Origin of the sequence: Streptomyces sp. NPDC090798 (assembly GCF_044768965.1) — a bacterium.
In the GTDB taxonomy this organism is placed as follows: domain Bacteria; phylum Actinomycetota; class Actinomycetes; order Streptomycetales; family Streptomycetaceae; genus Streptomyces.
In genome coordinates, this window is sequence record NZ_JBIVXA010000009.1 from 339,061 (window position 1) to 363,843 (window position 24,783).

Annotated in this window: 20 protein-coding genes; 12 read left to right on the plus strand and 8 right to left on the minus strand. The window is 71.9% G+C overall.

The annotated features are described in order from the left end of the window. Positions 1 to 310: 310 nt before the first annotated feature. From ACIQTP_RS21915 to ACIQTP_RS21925, 3 genes are all read left to right on the plus strand, one after another. The gene (locus ACIQTP_RS21915; RefSeq protein WP_099920390.1) at positions 311 to 1,159 is read left to right on the plus strand and encodes a GNAT family N-acetyltransferase; all 849 of its coding nucleotides are present in this window, start codon (positions 311 to 313) and stop codon (positions 1,157 to 1,159) included. A gap of 165 nt (positions 1,160 to 1,324) precedes the next feature. After that, positions 1,325 to 1,894 (plus strand): GNAT family N-acetyltransferase, encoded by a 570-nt coding sequence (locus tag ACIQTP_RS21920; RefSeq protein WP_402049795.1) that lies wholly within the window; start codon positions 1,325 to 1,327, stop codon positions 1,892 to 1,894. A gap of 104 nt (positions 1,895 to 1,998) precedes the next feature. Beyond that, complete coding sequence (locus ACIQTP_RS21925) at positions 1,999 to 3,696, plus strand: proline--tRNA ligase (RefSeq protein ID WP_402049798.1); 1,698 nt, start codon at positions 1,999 to 2,001, stop codon at positions 3,694 to 3,696. Positions 3,697 to 3,888: 192 nt separating this feature from the next. Here the strand turns inward: ACIQTP_RS21925 and ACIQTP_RS21930 are convergent, their stop codons facing one another. The 3 genes from ACIQTP_RS21930 to ACIQTP_RS21940 form a co-directional block, all read right to left on the minus strand. Next, complete coding sequence (locus ACIQTP_RS21930; RefSeq protein WP_403402031.1) at positions 3,889 to 4,830, minus strand: aminoglycoside phosphotransferase family protein; 942 nt, start codon at positions 4,828 to 4,830, stop codon at positions 3,889 to 3,891. A 108-nt stretch (positions 4,831 to 4,938) separates the two neighbouring features. Continuing rightward, positions 4,939 to 5,439: a ferritin-like domain-containing protein gene (locus ACIQTP_RS21935; protein WP_403401943.1), complete on the minus strand. Its 501-nt coding sequence runs from the start codon at positions 5,437 to 5,439 to the stop codon at positions 4,939 to 4,941. Then, entirely contained in the window at positions 5,436 to 5,978 is a 543-nt protein-coding gene (locus ACIQTP_RS21940; protein ID WP_403401945.1) for a hypothetical protein, read from the minus strand. The genes ACIQTP_RS21935 and ACIQTP_RS21940 overlap by 4 nt, the downstream gene beginning before the upstream one ends. Positions 5,979 to 6,471: 493 nt before the next feature. On the opposite strand from ACIQTP_RS21940, the gene rimP reads away from it, so the two are divergent. The 9 genes from rimP to ACIQTP_RS21985 all read left to right on the plus strand — a co-directional run bounded on the left by rimP (position 6,472) and on the right by ACIQTP_RS21985 (position 18,617). After that, positions 6,472 to 6,978, plus strand: a complete 507-nt coding sequence (gene rimP / locus ACIQTP_RS21945; protein ID WP_403401947.1) for a ribosome maturation factor RimP — start codon at positions 6,472 to 6,474, stop codon at positions 6,976 to 6,978. A gap of 2 nt (positions 6,979 to 6,980) precedes the next feature. After that, positions 6,981 to 8,003 carry a transcription termination factor NusA gene (gene nusA / locus ACIQTP_RS21950; protein WP_101400981.1) on the plus strand — a complete coding sequence of 341 codons (1,023 nt, stop codon included), beginning with the start codon at positions 6,981 to 6,983 and terminating at the stop codon, positions 8,001 to 8,003. Between the two features lie 102 nt (positions 8,004 to 8,105). After that, positions 8,106 to 8,384, plus strand: coding sequence for a YlxR family protein (locus ACIQTP_RS21955; RefSeq protein ID WP_403401949.1), 279 nt, complete (start codon positions 8,106 to 8,108; stop codon positions 8,382 to 8,384). A 147-nt stretch (positions 8,385 to 8,531) separates the two neighbouring features. Further along, positions 8,532 to 11,678 carry a translation initiation factor IF-2 gene (gene infB, locus ACIQTP_RS21960; protein ID WP_402049814.1) on the plus strand — a complete coding sequence of 1,049 codons (3,147 nt, stop codon included), beginning with the start codon at positions 8,532 to 8,534 and terminating at the stop codon, positions 11,676 to 11,678. A gap of 238 nt (positions 11,679 to 11,916) precedes the next feature. After that, positions 11,917 to 12,210, plus strand: a complete 294-nt coding sequence (locus tag ACIQTP_RS21965; RefSeq protein WP_402049817.1) for a DUF503 domain-containing protein — start codon at positions 11,917 to 11,919, stop codon at positions 12,208 to 12,210. 33 nt (positions 12,211 to 12,243) lie between these two features. After that, complete coding sequence (gene rbfA / locus ACIQTP_RS21970) at positions 12,244 to 12,699, plus strand: 30S ribosome-binding factor RbfA (protein WP_054232827.1); 456 nt, start codon at positions 12,244 to 12,246, stop codon at positions 12,697 to 12,699. Beyond that, positions 12,696 to 13,601 carry a tRNA pseudouridine(55) synthase TruB gene (truB, locus tag ACIQTP_RS21975; protein ID WP_403401951.1) on the plus strand — a complete coding sequence of 302 codons (906 nt, stop codon included), beginning with the start codon at positions 12,696 to 12,698 and terminating at the stop codon, positions 13,599 to 13,601. The genes rbfA and truB overlap by 4 nt, the downstream gene beginning before the upstream one ends. A 253-nt stretch (positions 13,602 to 13,854) precedes the next feature. Beyond that, positions 13,855 to 17,547 (plus strand): trypsin-like peptidase domain-containing protein, encoded by a 3,693-nt coding sequence (locus ACIQTP_RS21980; protein ID WP_403401953.1) that lies wholly within the window; start codon positions 13,855 to 13,857, stop codon positions 17,545 to 17,547. Between the two features lie 116 nt (positions 17,548 to 17,663). Then, positions 17,664 to 18,617 carry a bifunctional riboflavin kinase/FAD synthetase gene (locus tag ACIQTP_RS21985; RefSeq protein WP_402049826.1) on the plus strand — a complete coding sequence of 318 codons (954 nt, stop codon included), beginning with the start codon at positions 17,664 to 17,666 and terminating at the stop codon, positions 18,615 to 18,617. A 132-nt stretch (positions 18,618 to 18,749) separates the two neighbouring features. On the opposite strand, the gene ACIQTP_RS21990 is transcribed toward ACIQTP_RS21985, so the two are convergent. The 5 genes from ACIQTP_RS21990 to ACIQTP_RS22010 all read right to left on the minus strand — a co-directional run bounded on the left by ACIQTP_RS21990 (position 18,750) and on the right by ACIQTP_RS22010 (position 24,748). Continuing rightward, positions 18,750 to 19,760 carry an ABC transporter ATP-binding protein gene (locus tag ACIQTP_RS21990; protein WP_402049829.1) on the minus strand — a complete coding sequence of 337 codons (1,011 nt, stop codon included), beginning with the start codon at positions 19,758 to 19,760 and terminating at the stop codon, positions 18,750 to 18,752. Further along, on the minus strand, positions 19,757 to 20,776 hold the full coding sequence (locus ACIQTP_RS21995; protein WP_403401956.1) for an ABC transporter ATP-binding protein: 1,020 nt from the start codon (positions 20,774 to 20,776) through the stop codon (positions 19,757 to 19,759). The genes ACIQTP_RS21990 and ACIQTP_RS21995 overlap by 4 nt, the downstream gene beginning before the upstream one ends. Next, complete coding sequence (locus ACIQTP_RS22000) at positions 20,773 to 21,711, minus strand: ABC transporter permease (RefSeq protein ID WP_403401958.1); 939 nt, start codon at positions 21,709 to 21,711, stop codon at positions 20,773 to 20,775. The genes ACIQTP_RS21995 and ACIQTP_RS22000 overlap by 4 nt, the downstream gene beginning before the upstream one ends. Next, positions 21,708 to 22,775: an ABC transporter permease gene (locus ACIQTP_RS22005; RefSeq protein WP_179436423.1), complete on the minus strand. Its 1,068-nt coding sequence runs from the start codon at positions 22,773 to 22,775 to the stop codon at positions 21,708 to 21,710. The genes ACIQTP_RS22000 and ACIQTP_RS22005 overlap by 4 nt, the downstream gene beginning before the upstream one ends. An 89-nt stretch (positions 22,776 to 22,864) precedes the next feature. After that, positions 22,865 to 24,748: an ABC transporter substrate-binding protein gene (locus ACIQTP_RS22010; protein ID WP_403401959.1), complete on the minus strand. Its 1,884-nt coding sequence runs from the start codon at positions 24,746 to 24,748 to the stop codon at positions 22,865 to 22,867. Between the last annotated feature and the right edge of the window lie 35 nt (positions 24,749 to 24,783).

A 24,783-nucleotide genomic window follows, 5' to 3' on the forward strand; every position in this document is an offset into this window, starting at 1 on the left:
GGGCGCGGGGAACTGCGCGCCCGGCCCTCACGCACTCGCGGACTATCAACTTCGGGCGGGCGGGGTATTCGGGGCGTAGCCCCGCCCCAGGGGCGCGAGGAACTGCGCGACCGGCCCCCGCCCGCCCGCAGACAAACGACCCCGGACGAGCGGGGATCAGGGGCGGAGCCCCGGGCCAGGGGCCCGGGGAACTGCGCGAACCGTGCCCACCGGCCCGCGGCCGAAGCCCGGCCGGTACAAGGGGCGGCGAGGCACAACCTCGCCAGGTACAGTGCGGAGATCAGCAGACCGTATGGTGAGGCCCCCGCACGTGTTGACCCAGACCACCACCAGGGTCCTCGAACCGAGTGACCTGGACGCCGCGCTCGCCGTCCTCGACCGCGACCCGGTCGCGAACGCATTCGTCGCGTCCCGGGTACAGGTCGCGGGCCTCGACCCCTGGCGGCTCGGCGGCGAGATGTGGGGCTGGTACGAGGACGGCATGCTGCGGTCCCTCTGCTACGCGGGCGCCAACCTGGTCCCGATCTGCGCCACCCCCCGCGCCGTCCGCGGCTTCGCCGACCGGGCGAGAAGAGCCGGCCGCCGCTGCTCCTCGATCGTCGGCCCCGTCGAGGCCACCGCCCAGCTGTGGCGGCTGCTCGAACCCAGCTGGGGCCCGGCCCGCGAGGTCCGCGCCCACCAGCCCCTGATGGTCACCGACCGGCTCCCCGCCGACATCGCCCCGGATCCGTACGTCCGCCGCATCCGCAAGGACGAGATGGAAACGATCATGCCGGCGTGTGTGGCGATGTTCACCGAGGAGGTGGGCGTCTCACCGCTCGCCGGTGACGGCGGCCTGCTCTACCAGGCGCGGGTGGCCGAACTCGTCGGCACCGGCCGCTCGTTCGCCCGTCTCGACCAGAACGGCAAGGTCGTCTTCAAGGCGGAGATCGGCGCCGCCACCCGGCAGGCCTGCCAGGTCCAGGGGGTGTGGGTCGCCCCCGAGTACCGGGGACAGGGGCTGGCGGCCCCGGGCATGGCGGCCGTCATGCGCTACGCCCTCGCCGACGTCGCCCCGCTCGTCAGCCTCTACGTCAACGACTTCAACACCCCGGCCCGGGCGACGTACCACCGTGTCGGCTTCCAGGAGGTCGGCGCGTTCATGAGCGTGCTGTTCTAGGCCCTGTCGCGCTCGCAGGGGCCCGGGGAACTCCTCGACCGACCTCAGACCGGCCCTCGACCGGCCCCACGCCGACTCCCGATCGGCCCCCGACCGGGCCGCACCGGACACAACCTCCCGTAGTCCCGGCGCAATCCGGCTAAGCGCCCCGGTAGTCTCCCCGGCATGCTGCGCTTTCCCGGTCAGGGCCCCCGCAACCCCGACGACGTGGTCGTCGGCCCGCTGGATCTCGCGGCGCGCGTCGACGAGGCGCTCGCCGTGCAGGCCCTCGCCTTCGGGCTCGGCGCCGACGAGATCGCCGTACGCCGTCAGATCGTGCTGCGTCACCTCACCTATCCAGGAGCCCGCGCACTCGGCGCGACGACGGTCGACGGACGGCTCGTCGGCTTCGTCTACGGCATGCCCAACGACCGCACCCACTGGTGGTCCACCGTCGTGGAACCGTATCTGCGCGCCCAGGGACGCGACGCCTGGCTCGACCACTCCTTCGTGATCACCGAGCTGCACGTCCACCCGCACTACCAGAACCACGGCGTGGGCCGGAACCTGATCACCGGCATCACGGACAGCGCCACCGAACCCCGCTCGATCCTCTCCGCCATCGACACCGACAGCCCGGCCCGCGGCCTGTACCGCTCGCTCGGGTACGAGGACCTCGCGCGGCAGGTTCTCTTCCCCAGCGCACCCAAGCCGTACGCCGTCATGGGAGCCCCGCTGCCTCTGCGCAGGCGCTGAGCGCCCGGCCGGAGGGCAGACCCGGGCGCCAACCGATTTCCACCGGGATGGGCCGCCCGGCTAACCTCCTAGCCATCACCCTTACGCAGCAGGAGTCGAGAACCATGGCCCAGGTCCAGCGCATGTCCCGTTTGATGGTCAAGACACTGCGTGACGACCCGGCGGACGCCGAGACGCTCAGCCACAAGCTGCTCGTCCGCGCCGGCTACGTGCGCCGCAACTCCGCCGGCATCTGGACCTGGCTGCCGCTCGGCAAGAAGGTCCTCGACAACATCTCCCGGGTCGTACGCGAGGAGATGGACGCCATCGGGGCGCAGGAGGTCCTCCTGCCGGCCCTGCTGCCCAAGGAGCCCTACGAGGCCTCCGCCCGCTGGGAGGAGTACGGCGACCTCCTCTTCCGCCTGAAGGACCGCAAGGGCGGCGAGTACCTGCTCGGCCCGACCCACGAGGAGATCTTCACGCTCGTCGTGAAGGACCAGGTCGCGTCCTACAAGGACCTGCCGGTCATGCTGTACCAGATCCAGACGAAGTACCGCGACGAGGCCCGCCCGCGCTCCGGTGTGCTGCGCGGCCGCGAGTTCCAGATGAAGGACTCCTACTCCTTCGACACGACGGACGAGGGCCTCGCGGAGTCGTACGCGCTGCACCGCGCCGCCTACCAGAAGATCTTCGCCCGCCTGGGCCTGGACTACCGCATCGTGTCGGCCGTCTCGGGCGCCATGGGCGGCTCGGCGTCGGAGGAGTTCCTCGCGCCCGCCGCGGCCGGTGAGGACACCTTCGTGGACTGCCCGTCCTGCGACTACGCGGCCAACACGGAGGCCGTCACCTTCGCCCTGAAGCCGGTGGACGGTTCCGGCGTCGGCCCGGTCGAGGAGCTGGACACCCCCGACACCCCCACCATCGAGACGCTCGCCGAGCACCTCGGCGTCCCGGCCTCCGCCACCCTCAAGAACCTCCTGGTCAAGATCGACGGCGAGATCGTCGCCGTAGGCGTCCCCGGCAACCGCGAGGTCGACCTCGGCAAGCTGGGCGAGCACCTCGCCCCCGCCGTCGTCGAACTCGTCACCGCCGAGGACTTCGAGGGCCGCGGCGACCTCGTCCGCGGCTACGTCGGCCCGCAGGGCCTGGAGAAGGTCCGCTACATCGCCGACCCGCGGGTGGCCCCCGGCACGGCCTGGATCACCGGCGCCAACAAGGTCAACACGCACGCGAAGAACGTCGTCGCCGGCCGCGACTTCGAGGTCGACGACTACCTGGACGTCGTCGTGGTGGAAGAGGGCGACCCGTGCCCCAAGTGCGGCACCGGCCTCAAGCTGGACCGCGCCATCGAGATCGGCCACATCTTCCAGCTCGGCCGCAAGTACGCCGACACCTTCCAGCTCGACGTCCTCGGCCAGCAGGGCAAGCCGGTCCGCGTGACCATGGGCTCGTACGGCATCGGTGTCTCCCGCGCGGTCGCGGCGCTCGCCGAGCAGTCGGCCGACGAGCAGGGGCTGTGCTGGCCCAAGGAGATCGCTCCCGCCGACGTCCACGTCGTCGCCGCCGGCAAGGCCCTGCAGACCGAGCTGGCCCTCGACGTGTCGGAAAAGCTGGGCGCGGCGGGCGTACGCGTCCTCGTGGACGACCGCGCGGGGGTCTCCCCGGGCGTGAAGTTCACGGACGCCGAGCTCATCGGCGTACCGAAGATCCTGGTGGCCGGGCGCCGCTCGGCCGAGGGCGTCCTCGAGCTGAAGGACCGCCGCACCGGCGAGCGCGAGGAGCTGACCGTGGACGAGGCGATCGCCCGCCTGGCGGCCGAGTAGCAGAACCGGCCGAGTAGCGGAAGTGCTTGAAGTCTGTAACTAAAGGCGTCTCCCCCGGAGACTTCTTCCGAGGCGTACGGGTGCCTCACGGACTTCTCCCAGGCTGCTCCCCGACCGTGGGACGTGACAGAGCGTCATCCGGAGGGGAGCAGCCATGAACAGGCAGCCAGCGGGTGGCCGCCGCGGCGGCGGTCAGAGCCAGCCCGCGAACTCCAGCAGCAGCTCAGCGTCCTGCGGACGCCCGACCCGCCCCGCCCGTACGCCGGACTCGACCGCCCGGAACAGCGTCCAGCCCCGCAGCCGCTCCTGGTCCACCTCCAGGGACTCGGCGAGCCGCTTCACCCGGCGCCGTGTGATCGACGCCCCCGAGGGGGACGCGATCAGGTCCTCCACCCGGTCCCGGACCAGCCGGGCCAGGTCGAAGGCGCACTCGCCGACCACCGGGTCCGGGCCCACGGCCAGCCAGGGCATGCGCTCACCGGCGAGCACCTTGCTCTGCCGGAAGGTGCCGTGCAGCAGCCGCTCCTCGGGCGGGCCGGCGAGGAGCTCCTCGCGGGCCGCGAGCGCCGCGTCGACCAGTGGCGCGACCTCGGTGTCGGCGCTCGCCGCCGCCCGCATCGCCTCGGCCTGCCGCCCGGTCCGCTCGGCGACGGTCTCGAAGACGTGGGTGGCGGGCGGTTCGACCCACAGCCGCCGCAGCGTCCCGGCCGCCTCCAGCAGGGCCTTCGCCTCCGGCAGCGAACGCACGGACAGATCGGGACGCAAGCGCTCCAACAACAGGACGCCGTGGGTGTCGCCCTGTGCGTCGGCGGGGTTGAGGAGCTGTACGGCGCCCCGTCCGTCCCAGTGGGCGAGCGCGGCCCGCTCGCTCTCCGGACGGGCCCGCGGCGGCGCCAGCTTCAGCACGGCGGGCGTCCCGTCGGCCTGCCGGACGAGCAGGACAAGGCTGCTGCGGCCGCCGGGTGCCTGCACCCGCTCCACGGTCAACTCGCGTAGATCGACCGCCTGTTGCGCCAGCACGGGCAGCTTGTCCAGCCACTCGCCCGTCCCGTCGGACCCGCCGGAGCCGTTGGACCCGCTCCGCTGCGTCTCGCCGAGTGCCCGTACCAGGCGCCGCGGCGGTTCGAAGGCCATGCGCGAGTCCATTGCGCGAGGTGTTCCTTTCCAGCTGGTCCAAGTCGTCCTGGTCGTCCAAGTCGTCCTGGTCGTCCAGGTCGTCTCGTCCGGGTCGTCAGGGGCGCGTCACGAGGGTGACGGCGTCGCCGCGGCAGGGGTGGCCGAGGGGGCCGCCCGCTCGGCGAGACCAGGGAAGGCTACGCTCTCCCCGCGCCAGCGCACCGCCCGCACCGCCGCCTCCCGCAGCGCCTCGGCGGCCGTGCGCCGCCGATCGCCCGAGGAGGCGCGTACGAGGTCGGAGTACGCCCCGGCCACGCGTTCCTCCAAGTCGGCCGCGAGCTGTACGGCCGCGGCGGAGTCCTGCACGGCGAACGGCAGCGCGTACGCCGCCGCGGAGACCTCCGGCCTGCCGCCCAGGTCCCGTACGGCGCGCGCGAGTTCGTCGCGCCGCGCCCGATGGGCGTCGTACGCCGACCGGGCCTCGGCCCGGCGCTTCTCGTCGATCCTGCCGCCGACGACTCCGTACCCGTAGACGACGGCGTGCTCTGCGGCGAGTGCGGCCTGCAACGCGCCGAGTTCGGCTTGTTTGGCTCCCTTGGTGCTGTTTGTGTCCTCGGTCGTGCTCACTTGGCACCCTCCGTCAGCAGGAACGCGTGTGCGGCGCCGGCCGCGGCCACCGAGGCGAGCAGCCTGGCCAGCTCGCCCGGGACCGTCAGCAGGGTCTTCGTCCGCTGCTCGGCCAAGGTGCGTTCGGCGGCGGCGAGGTCGGCGAGGGCGTCCTTCGCCTGGGCGGGCACGGTGGGGGAGGGGCTGGGGTGCGCCGGGGCGGAAGCCGACGGTGAGCCGGAGGCGGAGGGCCGGCTGCCGGCGGTTGCGCTGCCCCCGAACGCCTTCGCGTGCCGTTCGACCTCCGTCCGCAGTGGCTTCAGCCGGGCCGCCAGTGGGGGATGGGCGGTGATCACGGCGGCGTAGCGTGCCGCGAGCGACTCGCTGTCGCGGGCCGCACGCGCGCGGGCGCGGTCCGCGGCCGAGGGAGTCGCGACCGTGGTGTCGGTGGACGGCTCGGGGGCGGTACAGCCCACGAGCACGAAGGCGCCCGCGGCGGAGGCGAGCAGGCTCCTTCGGCGCGGCCCCGAGGGGGTGCGCGGCGGCAGGGTGAACGGCACGGCAGACGTCCTCGGAAGGCTCGTACGAAAGGGAGGGCGGCACGCCCGTGATCACGGTACCCGTGCCCCACCCGATCACCCCCCAGGGGCTCGCCACCACGACCCAGCCCCAGGCCCGTCGGGCGTTCATTCGGCTCGCGGGCGGGTGAGGGCTGGTCGCGCGATGTCCCCGCGCCCCGGGCCGGGGGACTTCGCCCCGGATCCCCGTCCGCGTGGGGCCGTTTCGGCTGCGGGCGGGTGGGGGCTGGTCGCGCGGTTCCTCGCGCTCCTGAAAGCCCCGGCCCGCGTCTTCAGCCCGTCCGGCGTTTGAGGACGAGGCCGTTCAGGCCGATGTGGGGGTTCGGGGTTGAAGGGGCGGAGCCCCTGGGGGATGGGACGGGTAGGGGCGGCGGGGGCGAGGGACGGTGGACGGCAACACCCTCTGCGACCGGATACCCTTTGACCAGACACACGACCAACCCACAACAGCACACGCGGCCGAGGAGTCACCCGGATGAGCACCACCCAGAGCGAGAGGCTGCGAGTACTGCTGGAACCGCTCGTCAGCTCTCAGGGACTCGACCTCGAAGAGGTCGAAGTGGACTCGGTCGGACGCAAGCGAGTGCTGCGTGTAGTCGTCGATTCGGACGAAGGCGCTGATCTGGACGCGATCGCCGATGTGAGCCGCGCGCTCTCGGCGAAGCTCGACGAGACGGACGCGATGGGCGAGGGCGAGTACACCCTCGAGGTCGGAACCCCCGGTGCCGAGCGCGAGCTCAAGGAGCACCGTCACTACGTACGCGCCACAGACCGCCTGGTGAAGTTCCAGCTGGAGGACGACGGCGAGTTGGTCGCGAGAATCCTCGACGTGGACGACGAAGGAGTCGATGTCGAGGTGCCGGGCGTGAAGGGGCGCAAGCCCACCGCCAAGCGGCTCGCCTTCCAGGACATCGCCAAGGCCCGCGTCCAGGTCGAGTTCAACCGTAAGAACAAGAACGAAGAGAACGCAGAGGAGGCGTAGCCGTGGACATCGACATGAGTGCCCTGCGGGGCTTGGTACGGGAGAAGGAGATCTCCTTCGACCTGCTGGTCGAGGCGATCGAGTCGGCCCTCCTCATCGCCTACCACCGCACCGAGGGAAGCCGCCGCCACGCGCGCGTCAAGCTCGACCGGGAGACCGGCCATGTGACCGTGTGGGCGAAGGAGGACCCCGAGGACCTGGAGGAGGGGCAGGAGGTACGCGAGTTCGACGACACCCCGTCGGGGTTCGGCCGGATCGCCGCGACCACCGCCAAGCAGGTCATCCTGCAGCGCCTGCGGGACGCCGAGGACGACGCGACGCTCGGTGAGTACGCCGGGCGTGAGGGCGACATCGTCACGGGTGTCGTACAGCAGGGGCGCGACCCCAAGAACGTGCTCGTCGACATCGGCAAGCTGGAGGCCATCCTGCCGGTGCAGGAGCAGGTCCCAGGAGAGACGTATCAGCACGGGCTGAGGCTGCGCTCGTACGTCGTTCGGGTGGCGAAGGGCGTACGCGGTCCGTCCGTCACCCTGTCGCGTACGCACCCCAATCTGGTGAAGAAGCTCTTCGCACTGGAGGTTCCGGAGATCGCCGACGGGTCCGTCGAGATCTCCGCGATCGCACGCGAGGCCGGTCACCGTACGAAGATCGCCGTCCGGTCCACCCGTTCGGGTCTGAACGCCAAGGGCGCCTGCATCGGCCCCATGGGCGGCCGGGTGCGCAACGTGATGGCCGAGCTGAACGGCGAGAAGATCGACATCGTCGACTGGTCGGACGACCCGGCCGAGATGGTGGCGAACGCGCTCTCCCCGGCCCGCGTCTCCAAGGTCGAGGTCGTGGACCTCGCGGCCCGCTCCGCGCGCGTGACCGTCCCGGACTACCAGCTGTCGCTGGCGATCGGCAAGGAGGGCCAGAACGCCCGCCTCGCGGCCCGCCTCACCGGCTGGCGCATCGACATCCGTCCGGACACCGAGCAGCCGTCCGACGAGACCGCTCGGCGCGGCGCGGACCAGCACCGGGAATAGTTCTGAGCCGCAAGTGGCTTAGATCACGTCAGTTATACGCGCGGCAAGTGTTCGATTCCTGCCCCAAAGGGGTGAGGTCGGTGCGGGGAGGTAGACTTAAGGGTGTCTGGCCGGACGCGAGCCCGCGCATGCCCTGAACGCACCTGTGTGGGGTGCCGGGAGCGAGCGGCCAAGACTGATCTGCTGCGGATCGTGGCGGTCGAGGGTGAATGCGTCCCCGATCATCGCGGTACGCTGCCCGGCCGGGGCGCTTATGTGCACCCCGCCCTGGTCTGTTTCGACCTGGCGGTACGCCGCCGGGCGTTCCCACGGGCGCTGCGTGCCCCGGGACCGCTCGACACAGCGGCGTTGCGCCTCTACGTCGAGCAGGTAACACCGTAAGGAGCGTCGTACGGAACCCCCGTGCGGCCCTGGTACCCCGCGAGTTGGAAGTAGGTCGAGATTGCGATGAGCACTCGATGAGCACGCGATGAGTACGCCCATGAAGTAGCGACGGTCCGGACGCAACCCGGACCTAAAAGGAGCGAAGTGGCTAAGGTCCGGGTATACGAACTCGCCAAGGAGTTCGGGGTTGAGAGCAAGGTCGTCATGGCCAAGCTCCAAGAGCTCGGTGAATTCGTCCGTTCGGCGTCCTCGACGATCGAGGCGCCCGTTGTACGCAAACTGACTGACGCCCTCCAGCAGGGCAGCGGTGGCGGCAAGCCCGCCCCCGCACGTAAGGCTGCCCCGGCGAAGCCGGGTGCCCCCTCTCCGGCGCAGGCTGCCCGTCCGGCCGCCCCGCGCCCGCCGGCCCCGAAGCCGGCCGTGGCCGAGCGCCCCGCCGCTGCTCCGGTCACTCCGGCGGCTCCGGTCACTCCGGCTGCGCCGGGTCCGCGCCCGACCCCGGGTCCCAAGCCCGCCCCGAAGCCCGCTCCGGCGGCTCCGGCTCCGGTCGCGGCCGAGTTCACCGCGCCCCCGTCGGCTCCCGCGGCTCCCGCCGCAGGTCCCCGTCCGGGCGCTCCGCGTCCCGGTGGCCAGGCCCCGCGTCCCGGCGGTGCCCGTCCGGCCGGTGGTCCCGGCCAGGGTGGTCAGGGTCGTGGCGACCGTCCCGAGCGCGGCGACCGTCAGGGCGCCCCGCGTCCCGGCGGCCAGGCCCCGCGTCCCGGCGCTCGTCCGGCCGGCCCGCGTCCGGGCAACAACCCGTTCACCTCTGGTGGCTCCACCGGCATGGCGCGCCCGCAGGCGCCCCGTCCGGGCGGTGCCCCGCGTCCCGGCGGTGACCGCCCCGGCGGCGCTCCGCGTCCGCAGGGCGCGGGTCAGGACCGTGGTCCCCGTCCCCAGGGCGGTCCCGGCGGCGCTCCGCGCCCGCAGGGCGGTCCGGGCGGTGCCCGTCCGACTCCGGGCGGCATGCCTCGTCCGCAGGGCGGCGCTCCGCGTCCCGGCGGTGGCCCCGCCGGTAACCGTCCCAACCCCGGCATGATGCCGCAGCGTCCCGCTGCGGGCAGCCCCCGTCCCGGTGGTGGCCCCGGTGGCCGCGGTCCCGGTGGCGGCGGCGGTCGTCCCGGTGGTCCCGGTGGCGGCGGCGGTCGTCCGGGCGGCGGCGGCTTCGCCGGTCGTCCCGGTGGCGGCGGTGGCGGCTTCGCCGGTCGTCCGGCTGGTCCCGGCGGTGGCGGCGGCGGTTTCGCCGGTCGTCCCGGTGGTCCCGGCGGTGGCGGCGGTGGCCGTCCCGGCTTCGGCGGTCGTCCGGGTGGTCCCGGTGGCCGTGGTGGCACGCAGGGTGCGTTCGGCCGTCCCGGCGGTCCGGCGCGTCGTGGTCGCAAGTCGAAGCGGCAGAGGCGCCAGGAGTACGAGGCCATGCAGGCCCCGTCGGTCGGCGGCGTGATGCTGCCTCGCGGCAACGGACAGTCCGTCCGCCTGTCGCGCGGTGCGTCCCTCACCGACTTCGCGGAGAAGATCGGCGCCAACCCGGCGTCGCTCGTCGGCGTGATGATGAACCTCGGCGAGATGGTCACTGCCACGCAGTCCGTCTCCGACGAGACGCTGAAGCTCCTCGCGGACGAGATGAACTTCGTCCTCGAGATCGTCAGCCCCGAGGAGGAGGACCGCGAGCTGCTCGAGTCCTTCGACATCGAGTTCGGCGAGGACGAGGGTGGCGAGGAGTTCCTCGTCGCGCGTCCGCCGGTCGTGACCGTCATGGGTCACGTCGACCACGGTAAGACCCGCCTCCTCGACACCATCCGCAAGACGAACGTCGTCGCGGGCGAGGCCGGCGGTATCACGCAGCACATCGGTGCGTACCAGGTCACGACCCAGGTCAACGAAGAAGAGCGCAAGATCACCTTCATCGACACCCCGGGTCACGAGGCGTTCACCGCCATGCGTGCACGTGGTGCGAAGTCGACCGACATCGCGATCCTCGTGGTGGCGGCCAACGACGGTGTGATGCCCCAGACGATCGAGGCGCTGAACCACGCCAAGGCGGCCGACGTGCCGATCGTGGTCGCGGTCAACAAGATCGACGTCGAGGGTGCCGACCCGACCAAGGTGCGCGGTCAGCTCACCGAGTTCGGTCTGGTGGCCGAGGAGTACGGCGGCGACACGATGTTCGTCGACATCTCCGCCAAGCAGGGCCTCAACATCGAGGAGCTGCTGGAGGCCGTGGTCCTGACCGCGGACGCCTCGCTCGACCTGCGGGCCAACCCGGAGCAGGACGCGCAGGGCATCGCGATCGAGTCCCACCTCGACCGTGGCCGCGGCGCCGTCGCGACCGTCCTGGTCCAGCGAGGCACCCTGCGGGTCGGCGACACCATGGTGGTCGGCGACGCGTACGGCCGTGTCCGCGCGATGCTCGACGACAAGGGCGAGAACGTGGAAGAGGCGGGTCCCTCGACCCCGGTCCTCGTCCTCGGTCTCACCAACGTCCCGGGCGCCGGCGACAACTTCCTGGTTGTCGACGAGGACCGCACGGCGCGTCAGATCGCCGAGAAGCGCGCGGCGCGTGAGCGCAACGCCAACTTCGCCCGCCGGGGTGTCCGGTTCTCCCTGGAGAACCTGGACGAGGCCCTCAAGGCCGGTCTGGTGCAGGAACTCAACCTCATCATCAAGGGCGACGCGTCCGGTTCGGTGGAGGCTCTCGAGTCCTCGCTGCTCCAGCTCGACGTCGGCGACGAGGTCGACATCCGTGTCCTGCACCGCGGTGTGGGTGCGGTCACCGAGTCGGACATCAACCTGGCGACCGGCTCCGACGCGATCGTCATCGGCTTCAACGTCCGCGCTGCGGGCCGCGCGGCGCAGATGGCGGAGCGCGAGGGCGTCGACGTCCGGTACTACTCGGTGATCTACCAGGCCATCGAGGAGATCGAGGCGGCCCTCAAGGGCATGCTCAAGCCGGAGTACGAGGAGGTCGAGCTCGGCACGGCGGAGATCCGCGAGGTCTTCAAGTCGTCCAAGCTGGGCAACATCGCCGGTGTCCTGGTCCGCTCGGGCGAGGTCAAGCGCAACACCAAGGCGCGCCTCGTCCGCGACGGCAAGGTCATCGCGGAGAACCTCAACATCTCCGGGCTGCGTCGCTTCAAGGACGACGTCACCGAGATCCGCGAAGGCTTCGAGGGTGGTATCAACCTCGGAAACTTCAACGACATCAAGGTCGACGACGTCATCGCGACGTACGAGATGCGCGAGAAGCCGCGGGCGTAACGCAGTGGCTTGAGCTGGCCGACGGTGACTACTCACCGTCGGCCAGCTTGCCGTTTGGAAGATCGCGCAGTTCCCCGTGCCCCTTTTCAGGGGCGCGGGGAACTGCGCGAACGGGCCCCACCGGTGCGGGGGCGGAAACTCCGTCGAGCGAGCCAGGGGTTCGTTGTACGGTTCTGATGTCCCTGCCAAGTGCCTTGGCAGGCCATCTACCCCGTACCGGCGGGACATCCGGTTACACATGTATGTGGGGACGCTGTCCTTCGATCTGCTCCTCGGCGATGTGCACTCGCTCAAGGAGAAACGCTCTCTCGTCCGGCCGATCGTCGCTGAACTCCAGCGGAAGTACGCGGTGAGCGTGGCGGAGACGGGCAACCAGGACCTTCATCGCAGGGCCGAGATCGGCCTGGCGGTGGTCTCCGGAGACACCGAGCACCTCACCGACGTACTGGACCGGTGCGAGCGGCTCGTCGCGGCGCGACCGGAGGTGGAGCTGCTGTCGGTACGGCGCAGACTTCATACAGACGAAGACTGACGGAACAAGCAAGGCGAAGAAGGAGACGGACCAGTGGCCGACAACGCGCGTGCCAAGAGGCTGGCGGACCTCATCCGAGAGGTGGTGGCCCAGAAGCTGCAGCGTGGGATCAAGGACCCGCGGCTCGGCACCCATGTCACCATCACGGACACCCGGGTCACCGGGGACCTCCGGGAGGCGACCGTCTTCTACACGGTCTACGGGGACGACGAGGAGCGCGCGGCCGCGGCCGCGGGCCTGGAGAGCGCCAAGGGCGTGCTCCGCTCGGCGGTCGGCGCGGCGGCGGGCGTGAAGTTCACGCCGACGCTGACCTTCGTCGCGGACGCCCTGCCGGACACCGCCAAGACGATCGAGGACCTGCTCGACAAGGCGCGGGCCTCGGACGCGAAGGTGCGCGAGGTCTCGGCCGGTGCCACCTTCGCCGGTGACGCGGACCCGTACAAGAAGCCGGGCGAGGACGACGAGACGGACGGCGACGCCGCGGAATGACGCAGAAGACCAAGACGCCCGACGGGCTTGTCATCGTCGACAAGCCGTCGGGCTTCACTTCGCACGACGTGGTCGCCAAGATGCGCGGGATCGCCAGGACCCGCCGCGTCGGACACGCCGGCACTCTCGACCCCATGGCGACGGGCGTGCTCGTCCTCGGCGTCGAGAAGGCGACCAAGCTCCTGGGGCACCTCGCGCTCACCGAGAAGGAGTACCTGGGGACCATCCGGCTCGGCCAGGACACGCTGACGGACGACGCCGAGGGCGACATCACCTCGTCCACCGACGCCTCCAGGGTGACCCGGGAGGCCGTCGACGCCGGGATCGCCAAGCTCACCGGCCGGATCATGCAGGTGCCGTCCAAGGTCAGCGCCATCAAGATCGACGGCGTGCGCTCGTACAAGCGGGCACGCGAGGGCGAGGACTTCGAGATCCCGGCCCGCCCGGTGACGGTCTCCTCGTTCGCGGTGTACGACATCCGGGACGCCGTGGCCGAGAACGGCACGCCGGTGCTCGACCTGGTCGTCTCCGTGGTCTGCTCGTCCGGGACGTACATCCGGGCGCTCGCCCGGGACCTGGGCGCGGACCTGGGCGTCGGCGGTCACCTCACCGCCCTGCGCCGCACCCGCGTCGGCCCGTACAAGCTCGACTCCGCCCGCACCCTCGACCAGCTCCAGGAGGAGCTGACCGTGATGCCGGTCGCCGAGGCCGCCGCGGCCGCGTTCCCGCGCTGGGACGTGGACGCCAGGCGGGCCAGGCTGCTGCTCAACGGCGTACGCCTGGAGATCCCCGAGGAGTACGCCGGCGCCGGCGCGGTGGCCGTGTTCGACGCCGAGGGCCAGTTCCTCGCGCTGGTGGAGGAAGAGAAGGGCAAGGCGAAGAGCCTCGCCGTGTTCGGCTGAGGCCGACGCCCGTTCATGCTCGGGCACCTGTCCGTGGAGCGGCGGTCACGGGGTTTCGTGCCCGCCGCTCCACGGTCCCCCCTCGGTTCCCCCACCCAAGGGTGTATCCATCCGCCCTGCCCTATTCACCCCTTCGGGCAGGCGCTCGGAGTGAACCGAGGGAGCGGAAGGGGGCGCGTTTCTCACGTGATCTGTCCCGCTGATCATTTGGCGCCTACCGTCGGGAGAAGGAGCACGGCGGGGAGGTTCGAGCATGGCGGGACGGGGCCCGCGGACCGGGAACGAGCAGACACCGGACGACGACCGCCGCGCGCGGGACGAGAGCCTGGTGCGCGTCTGCGACCTGGCCGGACGTCCACGTGGCACGGGTTTCGTCGCCGACCACCACGGCACGGTGATCACCAGCCACGAGGCCGTCGACGGTCTGGCTCGCCTCGTGCTGCACGCCCCCGGCGGCCGCAGCTGTGTGGTGACCGCCGACGCCGTGACCCACCTCCCCGAAACCGATCTGGCGCTCGTACGCACCGAGGGCCTCGGCCTCGACCCGCTCCCCGTCACCGTGCGCGAGAGGGTCGGGACCGGCACGTATGTCAGGATCCCCGCGGGCGGCTGGCGCGAGGCCCGGGTGCTGGGCAGCACCACCGTGACGTACACGGCGACCGATCGCTTCCATCTCCTCGACGAGGCACTGGAGTTGGCGATCGGCACGGCCGGCGCGGACGCGCTCCGGCTGGGCGGCGGGGCGGCCGGGGGACCGGTCCTCGACGCCTCGACCGGGGCGGTGATCGGGGTGCTCGGCACCGCGCTGCACACCGAGCACCGGACGGCGGGTCTCGCTGTCCTCCTGCGCACCCCCGGCGTCACGGGCCCGCTCGCCGAACTCCTCGACCGCAACGCCACCACCGTCCCCGTGTACGGGGCCGATCTCAATCCGGCAGGCGTACTCGAACTCACGGCGACCTCGCTGGGCTCGGACGGCCCCGGGGCCGCGACCTCGGCGGGCACCGGCGGCGCGGCGCCCGCCGCCGTCGAACGGGCCGCCGTCGTAAGGGAGTTCGCGGCCTTCGAGCGCGGCCCGGCCGCCGTCCTCGGACTCGTCGGCCCACCCGGCAGCGGCCGTACGACGGAACTCGCGGCGCTCGCCGCCCGCCGCACCCGCGACCCCGAGCCGGCCCCCACGCTCTGGCTGCGCGGCGCCGACCTCCGCGCCACGGACACCTCCGTCGCCGACGCGGCCACCCGGGCGCTGGAGCGGGCGGGGCGGATCGTGGCGGCCCCGGAGGAGGGGGCGCGCCGGGAGCCGGGGGTGCTGCCGCCCGGCGGGTACGACGGAGAGCTCGGCGACATCGGTCCCGACCGGCTGGCCCGGCTGGCGAGGGCCGCCGGACGGCCACTGCTGCTGCTCCTCGACGGACCGGAGGAGATGCCGCCGGACCTCGCCCACCGGCTGCCCGAGTGGACCGCGGGCACGGCCGAGTGGCTGCGGGCCGGCGGCGCGCGGCTCGTCGTCGCCTGCCGCGCCGAGTACTGGGAGCAGGCCGGATCCCAGTTCCCGGCGGAGTCGCTGCACCGGGCCGGCGCCGACCCGGAGCCGTCGCTTCCGCCCTGCGTCCGGCTGGGTGAGCTGACCGAGGAGGAGGCGCGGCGGGTCCGGTCGCGGACCGGGATCCCCGAGGACGCGCTGGTGGCCGCCGACGCGCGGCATCCGCTGACGCTGCGGCTGCTGGCGGAGGTGCGCGCCGCGCTGCCTGACGCGCCGACCCGGCCACTCGACCGGGACGAGGTCTTCGCCGCCCATCTGGACCTGATGTGCCTGCGCGTCGCGGTCCGGCTCGCGGCGGCGAACGGGCTGCGCGGCACGGCCGTGCGAAGGCTCGCCGCCCAGGTCTCCGGCCAGGTGCACGAGGCCGCGCGGCGCTGTCTTGGGCCCGGCCAGGGCCAGCTGGACCGCGTGTCCTTCGAGGCCGTCTTCCCCTGGGGGCCCGCCCCGGGACGCCGCCCGGGCCGTACCACCGGCTGGGCCTCCGCCGTCCTCACCGAGGGCCTCCTGGTCCCCGCCGGGAGCGGCTACCGGTTCGCCCACGAGGAGCTCGCCGACTGGATCCAGGGCACCCACCTGGATCTGGACCCGGCCCTGGACGCCCTGGTCCACCAGCGCCGCGCAGCCTGGCGCACCGAGCGGGTACCGGCCCAGCGGACGCCCGCTCGCCCCTCCGTCCAGAGCCGTTCCGTACCCGTCCCGCGCCACCGCATCGGCCCCGTCGTGCAGGCCCTCCTCCTGCTGGCCCGGCACCAGGGCGCCGGTGCGCTGGCCCGCCGCCTCGAAGACCTCGTCGAGGCCGTCGACGACCTGCTGACGGAGGAGTCCGCCCCGACCGGCGACGGCACCCCGGCCAGAGACGGTGCCCCGGCCAGAGACGGCACCCCGACCGGGGACGGCACCTGGTGGGCCACCCACCTCCTGGCCGACGTCCTGGTGCGCGTGCCCGACGCGACCCCGTACGTCAGGGTGCTGCGGCTGCTCGCCGAACGGATCGTGGCGTGGCGGACCGAAGGCCGGGGTGTGCCGGCGGAGTTCGGGCCCCCCTTCTGGGAGGCGCTGCCGCTGCCGGAGTCGGAGCGGTTCGATCTGCTCAGGCGCCTGGTCGTCGTGGACGGGGCACCGCGACAGGCGAGCCCGGCCGAGGCGTCCCGCACCGCCTCCGGCGCCCACCGCCGCCGCCCCCCGGAGGCCCCGCGCTACCTGGACGCCGTCGCCCGACTCCTCGCCGCCGACCCCACCGCCGTACAACCCCACCTCACCCCCTGGTTCGACGACGACCGGCCGCTGCCCGCGACGCCCCACGCGACCGTGGCGACCGCCGCTCAGGCCCTGCTCTACGCGCACCGGCGGCGCGCCCTGGACGAGCTCGCCGAGGCCCTGGTCGACCGCGCCCACCGGCGTGGGGACGAGTTGCTGGCCGCGCTCGCCGAGGAGGAGCCCTCGGCCGTGTGCAGGGCGGTGGACCGGTGGGCGCACGACGAGCGGCCGGCCCGGCGGGTGGCGGCGATGACGTACGGGCTGCGCGCCGCGCCGCATGTGCGCACCGAGGCCGACCGCGAGCTGCTGCGCTACGCGGCGCTGACCCTGCTCGCCCGCCCCGCCGACTGCACGCTGCACGGCGGCGCGCTCGGCCTGCTCGTACGGGACCCGTGGACGCGGGCCCGGTACCTGCCGCAGGCGCTGGAGCGCTTCGCCGCGGGCGATCCGCAGCTGCCCGCGAGCGCGCTGGTCACTGCCCTGAACACGCATCCCGACCCGGTGCTCGAAGCCTTTCGGGTCCGGCTGCGACAGCCGGGCGCGGACACCTCGGAGGCGCTGCGCACGCTCGCCGACGTCACGACGCCCGCGCTCGCCCGCCGGGTCGGCGTGCTGGTCAGGGAAGTCGTGGAGCTGTGCCCCGATGCAGCCGCGCACGTGGCCGCGTACGTCGACCGGCGCCTCGAACACGGATCCGCGGCACGATCCGTCCTCTTCCCGCTGGTCACCGGTCTGCTGGTCGGCTGTCCGGCTACGGTGCGGGCGGCTCTCGCGGCCGTCCTGGCGGCGCCGGGCAGACGGGACTGCGGCCCGTTGCGGCGCGAGCTGCTGGACCTGCTGCTCGCGCACGAGCAGGACCCGGCCGTCCTCGACACCCTGCTGCGGGCCGCCGCCGACGGCGCGGCCCGCCGGGGCGAGGAACCCACCCGTGAGCTGGTGCACCGCACGGGCCTGCTCCTGGTCCGCACCCCGGCCGGAGCCACCGGATTCGACCGCGGCCTGGTCGAGCTGGCCCGTCAGGTTCCCGGCTTCGCGACCCTGGTGGCGCGCTGGCTGACCGGCTCCCCCGACGAGTGGGCCGGGGTGGTCGGCCCGAGCGCCCGCCGCATGATCGAGAACCTCGCCGGGATACGGGTTCCGGCCTGAACCGTGCGCGATGCGTCACACCCCGATGCCGATGCGAACCGAGCGCACTCGGCATGGCACCCTTAGAGCTGCGAATGAGGCAATCACGGACACGGGTTCGACAAGGAGCGGTCACAGTGCAGCGCTGGCGTGGCTTGGAGGACATCCCCGAGGACTGGGGGCGCAGCGTCGTCACCATCGGTTCCTACGACGGGGTGCACCGCGGACACCAGCTGATCATCAAGCATGCCGTGGACCGCGCCCGTGAGCTGGGCGTTCCCTCCGTCATGGTGACCTTCGACCCGCACCCGAGCGAGGTCGTGCGCCCCGGCAGCCACCCTCCGCTGCTCGCCCCGCACCACCGCCGCGCCGAGCTGTGCGCCGAGCTGGGTGTGGACGCGCTGCTCATCCTCCCCTTCACCACCGAGTTCTCGAAGCTGTCGCCCGCCGACTTCGTGGTGAAGGTCCTCGTCGACAAGCTGCACGCCAAGGCCGTCGTCGAGGGCCCGAACTTCCGTTTCGGCCACAAGGCCGCCGGCAATGTCGATTTCCTGCGCGAACAGGGCAAGACGTACGACTTCGACGTCGAGGTGGTGGAGCTGTACGTGAGTGGTTCCGCCGGGGGCGGCGAGCCCTTCTCCTCGACCCTGACCCGGCGGCTGGTCGCCGAGGGCGATGTCGAGGGCGCGCGCGAGATCCTGGGCCGCCCGCACCGCGTAGAGGGGATCGTCGTCCGCGGCGCCCAGCGCGGCCGCGAGCTCGGCTTCCCCACCGCCAACGTCGAGACCCTCCCGCACACCGCGATCCCCGCCGACGGTGTCTACGCCGGCTGGCTGCACGTCGGGGGCGAGGCGATGCCCGCCGCGATCTCCGTCGGCACGAACCCGCAGTTCGACGGCACCGAGCGCACGGTGGAGGCGTACGCCATCGACCGCGTCGGCCTCGACCTGTACGGCCTGCACGTCGCCGTCGACTTCCTCGCCTACGTCCGCGGCATGGCCAAGTTCGACTCCATCGAGGCGCTGCTGGAAGCCATCGCCGACGATGTGAAGCGCTCGCGCGAGCTGATCGAGGCGTACGACGGGGAGTGACTCGTCGTACGGGGCAGGGGCGCCGGTGCTTCAAAGGCACCGGGCGCCCCTTTTCACGTACTGAGGGCCCAGCGGTACGCCACCTGCTTCACGTACTGACTGCCTGACTGCCCAGCCGCACGCCACCTGGCTTCACGTACCGAGCCGCGCCCAGTGGCACGCCACCTGTGCCTCGCCGCTGCCGTTCAGTACCTCCAGGTCCTCGCCCCGGCACGCGTCCGCGACGCCCGCCCGTTCGGCCTCTCCGCTCGCCAGGATCTGGCAGCGTGCGTGGAAGCGGCAGCCGGCGGGGATGCGGGAGGGGTCCGGGGGTTCGCCGGTGAGGACCACCGGGTCGCCCGGGGCTTCCGGCAGGACGGACAACAGGGCCTGGGTGTACGGATGCCGGGGCGCGGTGAGGACCTTCTCCACCTCGCCCGTCTCCACGATCCGGCCCAGGTACATCACCGCGACCCGGTCGGCGATGTTCCACGCCAGCCCCAGGTCGTGGGTCACCACCAGGGCGGACAGGCCGAGTTCGGTGCGCAGCCGCAGGAGCAGGGCGAGGATCTCGCCCCGTACCGACGCGTCGAGGGAGGCCACCGGCTCGTCGGCGACGATGAGTTCGGGCTCCAGGACCAGCGCGCCCGCGATGACGACGCGCTGGCGCTGGCCGCCGGACAGCTCGTGCGGGTAGCGCAGGAAGAAGCGCTCCGGCGGGCGCAGACCGGCCCGGGAGAGGGCTTCGGCGACCGCCGCCCGCTCGTCGCCGCCGTACCTGTGGATGCGCAGTCCCTCGGCCACCGCGTCGTACACCGTGTGCCGGGGGTTGAGCGAGCCGCTGGGATCCTGCAGGACCAGCTGGACGCGCTTGCGGTAGGCCTTGAGGGCGCGTGCGGAGTAGTCGAGCGGCCTGCCGTCGAAGGTGACGCGGCCGTCCGTCGGCGGGACCAGACCGAGCAGGGAGCGGGCCAGTGTCGTCTTGCCACAGCCCGACTCGCCTACCAGGGCGACGATCTCGCCGGGGCGGATGTCGAGGTCGACCCCGTCGACGGCACGCGCGCGAGCCGCGCCGTGACGTCCGGGGAAGGCGATGTGCAGGCCCTCGGCCCGGAGCAGGGGAGCCGCGGTCACGGGGGGCGAGGTCACAGGGGTGGTGGTCATGGGGCGCTGCTCCTGGCTTCTTCCGCCGGGGTGCCCGGCTCGGGGACGGTCGCGCCGGCGTGCACACAGGCGGCCCACCGCCCCGCACCCGCCTCCCGCAGTGCCTGATCCTCGGTCGCACAGCTGTCCAGAGCCACCGCACACCGGGGGTGGAACGTACAACCGGACGGCAGCGCCGACGGGTCCGGTGGATCGCCCGGCAGTCCGCGCGGCGCGAACCGCGAGGCGGCGTCGCCGATGCGCGGGAACGCCGCCGACAGCGCCTTGCCGTACGGGTGCCGGGCCGCCTCGTACACCTGCCGGGCCGGGCCCTCCTCGACGACACGGCCCGCGTACATCACCGCGAGCCGGTCGCAGGTGTCGGCCAGCACGGCGAGGTCGTGGCTGATCATGATCAGGCCCAACTCCTGCTCGGCGACGAGCTGTTCGATCAGGCGCAGGATCTGGGCCTGGATCATCACGTCGAGGGCGGTGGTCGGTTCGTCGGCGATGACGAGCCGGGGGTCGCAGGCCAGGGCCATGGCGATCATGACGCGTTGGCGCTGCCCGCCGGACAGCTCGTGCGGGTAGGCGTTCGCGCGGGCGGCGGGCAGACCCACGTGCTCCAGCAGTTCGCCGGCCTTCGTCTTCGCGCCCGCCGGGGTCGCCTTCTTGTGGAGCACGATCGGCTCGGCGATCTGGTCGCCGATGCGGTGCACGGCGTTGAGGGAGTGCATTGCGCCCTGGAAGACGATCGAGGCGCCCGCCCACCGGACCGCCCGTACCCGCCCCCACTTCATGGTCAGCACGTCCTCGCCGTCGAGCAGGATCTCCCCGCTCGTACGGGTGCCCGTGGGCAGCAGCCGCAGCAGCGCGAGCGCCAGCGTGGACTTGCCGCAGCCGGACTCGCCCGCGATACCGAGCTTCTGGCCCGCGTCGAGGGAGAGGTCCACGCCGCGCACCGCGGCAGCCCCGCCCGCGTACGTCACCTCGAGGTTCCTGACCTCCAGCAGACGCCGCTTCACCGGAGTGCTCATCGGGTCACCCCCAGCTTGGGGTTGAGGACCGACTCGACCGCGCGTCCGCACAGCGTGAACGCCAGCGCCACCACCGCGATCGCGACCCCCGGCGGCACCAGGTACCACCACTTGCCCGCGCTGACCGCGCCCGCCTCCCGTGCGTCCTGGAGCAGCCCGCCCCAGGACACGACCGTCGGATCGCCGAGACCGAGGAAGGCGAGGGTCGCCTCGGCGAGGATCGCGGAGGAGATGATCAGGGTGGTCTGTGCCAGCACCAGCGGCATCACATTGGGCAGCACGTGCCGGGACATGATGTGCCAGTGGCCGCCGCCGAGTGCCTTCGCCCGCTCGATGTAGGGCCGCGACTCCACGGCGAGGGTCTGCGCCCGCACCAGGCGGGCCGTCGTCGGCCAGGTCGTGACGCCGATCGCCAGGATGATCGTGCCGATCGAACGCGACATCACGGTCATCAGCGCGATCGCGAGCACCAGCGTCGGCATCACCAGGAACCAGTCCGTGATCCGCATGATGACGGTCGCGTACCAGCCGCGGAAGTGGCCCGCGGTGATCCCGATGAGCGCGCCGATCGCGACGGAGAGCACGGCCGCGAGCAGCCCGACGAGCAGCGAGACCCGGGCACCCCACACCACGAGCCCGAGCAGATTGCGCCCGAACTGGTCGGTTCCGAGCGGGAATCGGGTACTGGGGCTCTCCATCGGGCCGCCCGGCGCGTCGGTCACGCTCTGCACGTCGGAGCCGACGGTCAGCGGCGCGGTCAGGGCGATCAGCGCGAAGAGGGCGAGGGCGGCCAGTCCGAAGACGCCCGCCCGGTGGGTGCGGTACTGCCGCCAGAAGCGGGCGGCGGAGTGGCGGCGGCGCTGCCGGGCGAGGGTGCGCGGGCCCTTCGCCGTGGTCGCGGCGGCGGTCTCGGCCGCCGTGGATTCGGTTGTCATCGGCCCACCCGTGGGTCCAGCAGCGGATAGATCAGATCGGCCAGGGTGTTCATCACGATCACCGCCGAGGCGAAGACGAAGAACAGCCCCTGGACCAGCGGCAGATCGGGCACGCTCAGCGCCTGGTAGAAGAGCCCGCCCAGGCCCGGCCAGGAGAAGACGGTCTCGACGAGGATCACTCCCGCGACCGTCCGGCCGAGGTTGATGAAGATGAGGGTGACGGTCGGCAGCAGCGCGTTCGGCACGGCATGCCGGCGGCGGACGAGATCGTCCCGCAGGCCCTTCGCACGCGCCGTCGTCAGATAGTCGCTGCCCATCTCGTCGAGCAGCGCCGAGCGGGTGACCAGCAGGGTCTGCCCGTACTCGACGGCGACCAGCGTCACCACCGGCAGGATCAGATGGTGGGCGACGTCGAGGACGTAGGCGAAGCCCTCCTTGCCCCCCGACTCCATGCCGCCGGTCGGGAACAGGCCCGGGATCGGGCCCATGCCCACCGAGAAGACGATGATGAGCAGCAGACCGAGCCAGAAGGACGGGATCGAGTACAGCGTCAGGGCCAGACCGGTGTTGAGGCGGTCGCTCGTGCCTCCGCTCCGCCAGGCGGAGCGGGTGCCGAGGAAGATGCCGAGCGCGGTGTACAGCACGAACGCCGTGCCGGTGAGCAGGAGGGTGTTCGGCAGCGCTTCGGAGATCTTGTCGATGACGGGGGCCCGGAACTGGTACGAGGTGCCCAGGTCGCCGGTGAGCGCCTTGCCGCAGTAGTCGGTGAACTGCTGCCACAGCGGCAGGTCGAGCCCGAACTCCTCGCGGTAGTGGGCGAGTTGCCCGGCGGAGACCTGACGGCCGCCCGTCATGTACTTCACCGGATCGCCGGGGATGAGCCGGAAGAGGAAGAAGCTGGTGACGAGGACGGCCAGCAGCGAAACGGCGGCGCCGCCCAACTTGCCCGCCACATACCGTAGATACGCGGTGGTGGTGCGCGCCCGTGGCCCGCGGACCGACGGCCCGGCCTGAGCCGGACCGTCGGTCGCCTCGACCAGCGAGGGTGTTGCCTCAGCGGTCATGAACTACTCATTCGCTCGTACGTTCATGGGGTGCCCCGTGGGTGACGGGAGACGCGTGTCGGGGGCGGGGGAACGGGGGACGGGGAGGTCTACTCGCGGTCCTCGGCCGTGGCGCGGCGTCGCATCGCGAAGAACGCCCCGACGCCCACGAGAACGACGACGCCCGCGACGATGCCGATGATGACGCCCGTCGAGCTCGAACCGTCGGAGGACGCACCGGAGGCGTCGGCCGGAACCGCAGACCACCAGCTCCAGTAGCCGTCCTGGCCGTAGATGTTGCCCGCGGCCCTGGGCATCGTCTCGATCGACTTGATCTGGTCGGTGCGGTAGGCCTCGACCGCGTTCGGGTACGCCATGACGTTCATGTACCCGGTGTCGTAGAGCCGCGACTCCATCTGTTTGACGATGTCCGCCCGCTTGGCGGTGTCGTATTCGGCGAGCTGCTGGTCGTACAGCTCGTCGAACTTCTTGTCGCAGATGAAGTTGTCCGTCGCGCCCGTGTCCTTGGGGGTGGCGGGCAGCGCCCCGCAGGTGTGGATGGACAGCACGAAGTCGGGGTCCGGGTTGACGGACCAGCCGTCGAAGGCCAGGTCGTACTTGCCGGCCAGCCAGGGGTCGGTCACGTTGTCGAGGCAGTTGAGGGTGACGCCGATGCCGAGCTTGCCGAACCATTCCTTCACGTACTGCCCGACCGCCTTGTCGTTCGGGTCGGTGGCGTGACAGAGGATCCGGTAGTTGATCGGCTTGCCGTTCTTCTCGACGCGCTTGCCGTCGGCGTTCTTCTTGTAGCCCGCCGTGTCGAGGAGCTGGGCCGCCTTGGCCGGGTCGTACGCGAGCTCCTGGCTCGCCGACGGCTTCCAGTAGTACGTGGAGAAGCGCGGCGGGATGTATCCCGCGCCCTCGACGGCGTGGCCCTGGAAGACCTTGTCGATGATGGTCTTCCGGTCGATCGCCATGAAGAGCGCCTGGCGCACCTTTTGGTTCAGCAGCGACTCGGCGCCGTCACCGAAGTGCTTGCCGTCCTTGGACTGGGCGCCGGGGTTGGTGGCGAGGGCGTAGAAGCGACGGCCCGGAGCGTCGTTGACCTTGATGTTCGGCTCGCCCTTGAGGGACGCCGCCTGGGCGGGGGTCAGCGCGGGGGAGCCCGCGACGAAGGAGACCTCGCCCTTGCGCAGGGCGGCCACCGCGGCGTCCTGGTCCTTGAAGTACTTGAAGACCAGCTCGTCGAACTTGGGGGCGCCGCGCCAGAAGGTCTTGTTCGGCTTCAGCCGCACGTAGCTGTCGGCCTTGTAGTCGGTCAGGACGAACGGCCCGTTGCCGACGATCGGGAAGCTCTGGTCGTTGTTGAACTTCGAGAAGTCCTTGACCTTCTCCCAGATGTGCTGGGGGACGATCGGCACGTCGAGCGCACCCATCGTGGCCTGCGGCTTCTTCAGCTCGATGACGAGCTGGGTGGGGCTCGGCGCGGTGACCTTCCTGAAGTTGGTGACGAAGCTTCCGTTGGCGGTGGCCGCGCCCTGATCCGTCATCATCTTGTTGAACGTCCACGCCGCGTCCTCGGCGGTGGCCTGCCGGCCGTCCGACCACTTGGAGTTCGAGCGGATCGTGTAGGTCCAGGTGAGCTTGTCGGCGGACGGCTCCCACTTGGTGGCCAGGCCCGGGACGGTGTGGTTGTCCGCGGGGTCGTAGTTGGTCAGGTACTCGTACATGAGCCGGTGGATGCTCGTACTGAGCAGGCGCGAGGCCAGGAAGGGGCTCAGCGAGTCGACGCTCTGCGCGACCGCGACGGTGAGGACCTTCTTGCCTTCCTTCTTGCTCTCCGTGGCCTGCTGGCTCCCCTTGGCCTGGGCCTGTTGCGGGGCCGGGTTGAGCGGGGTCGCGAGACCGGCGGTGAGGGTGAGCGCGGCGGCGGCTGCGGCGGCGAGGAGCCGGGGGCGCAGACGTCCTCTGTTGGGCTGATCGTGTCTGTTCATGGGTCGGTGACCTCGCGTCATCGCTCGCACAGGGA

What these genes read in the sequence shown, in the direction of transcription:
- ACIQTP_RS22000 (WP_403401958.1), bottom strand. Translation starts at nt 21,711, where the DNA reads ATGACAACCGAATCCACGGCGGCCGAGACCGCCGCCGCGACCACGGCG.
- ACIQTP_RS21980 (WP_403401953.1), top strand. Translation starts at nt 13,855, where the DNA reads ATGGCGGGACGGGGCCCGCGGACCGGGAACGAGCAGACACCGGACGAC.
- ACIQTP_RS21990 (WP_402049829.1), bottom strand. Translation starts at nt 19,760, where the DNA reads ATGACCACCACCCCTGTGACCTCGCCCCCCGTGACCGCGGCTCCCCTG.
- rimP (WP_403401947.1), top strand. Translation starts at nt 6,472, where the DNA reads ATGAGCACCACCCAGAGCGAGAGGCTGCGAGTACTGCTGGAACCGCTC.
- truB (WP_403401951.1), top strand. Translation starts at nt 12,696, where the DNA reads ATGACGCAGAAGACCAAGACGCCCGACGGGCTTGTCATCGTCGACAAG.
- ACIQTP_RS21930 (WP_403402031.1), bottom strand. Translation starts at nt 4,830, where the DNA reads ATGGCCTTCGAACCGCCGCGGCGCCTGGTACGGGCACTCGGCGAGACG.
- ACIQTP_RS21995 (WP_403401956.1), bottom strand. Translation starts at nt 20,776, where the DNA reads ATGAGCACTCCGGTGAAGCGGCGTCTGCTGGAGGTCAGGAACCTCGAG.
- ACIQTP_RS21925 (WP_402049798.1), top strand. Translation starts at nt 1,999, where the DNA reads ATGGCCCAGGTCCAGCGCATGTCCCGTTTGATGGTCAAGACACTGCGT.
- ACIQTP_RS21965 (WP_402049817.1), top strand. Translation starts at nt 11,917, where the DNA reads ATGTATGTGGGGACGCTGTCCTTCGATCTGCTCCTCGGCGATGTGCAC.
- ACIQTP_RS22005 (WP_179436423.1), bottom strand. Translation starts at nt 22,775, where the DNA reads ATGACCGCTGAGGCAACACCCTCGCTGGTCGAGGCGACCGACGGTCCG.
- ACIQTP_RS22010 (WP_403401959.1), bottom strand. Translation starts at nt 24,748, where the DNA reads ATGAACAGACACGATCAGCCCAACAGAGGACGTCTGCGCCCCCGGCTC.
- ACIQTP_RS21920 (WP_402049795.1), top strand. Translation starts at nt 1,325, where the DNA reads ATGCTGCGCTTTCCCGGTCAGGGCCCCCGCAACCCCGACGACGTGGTC.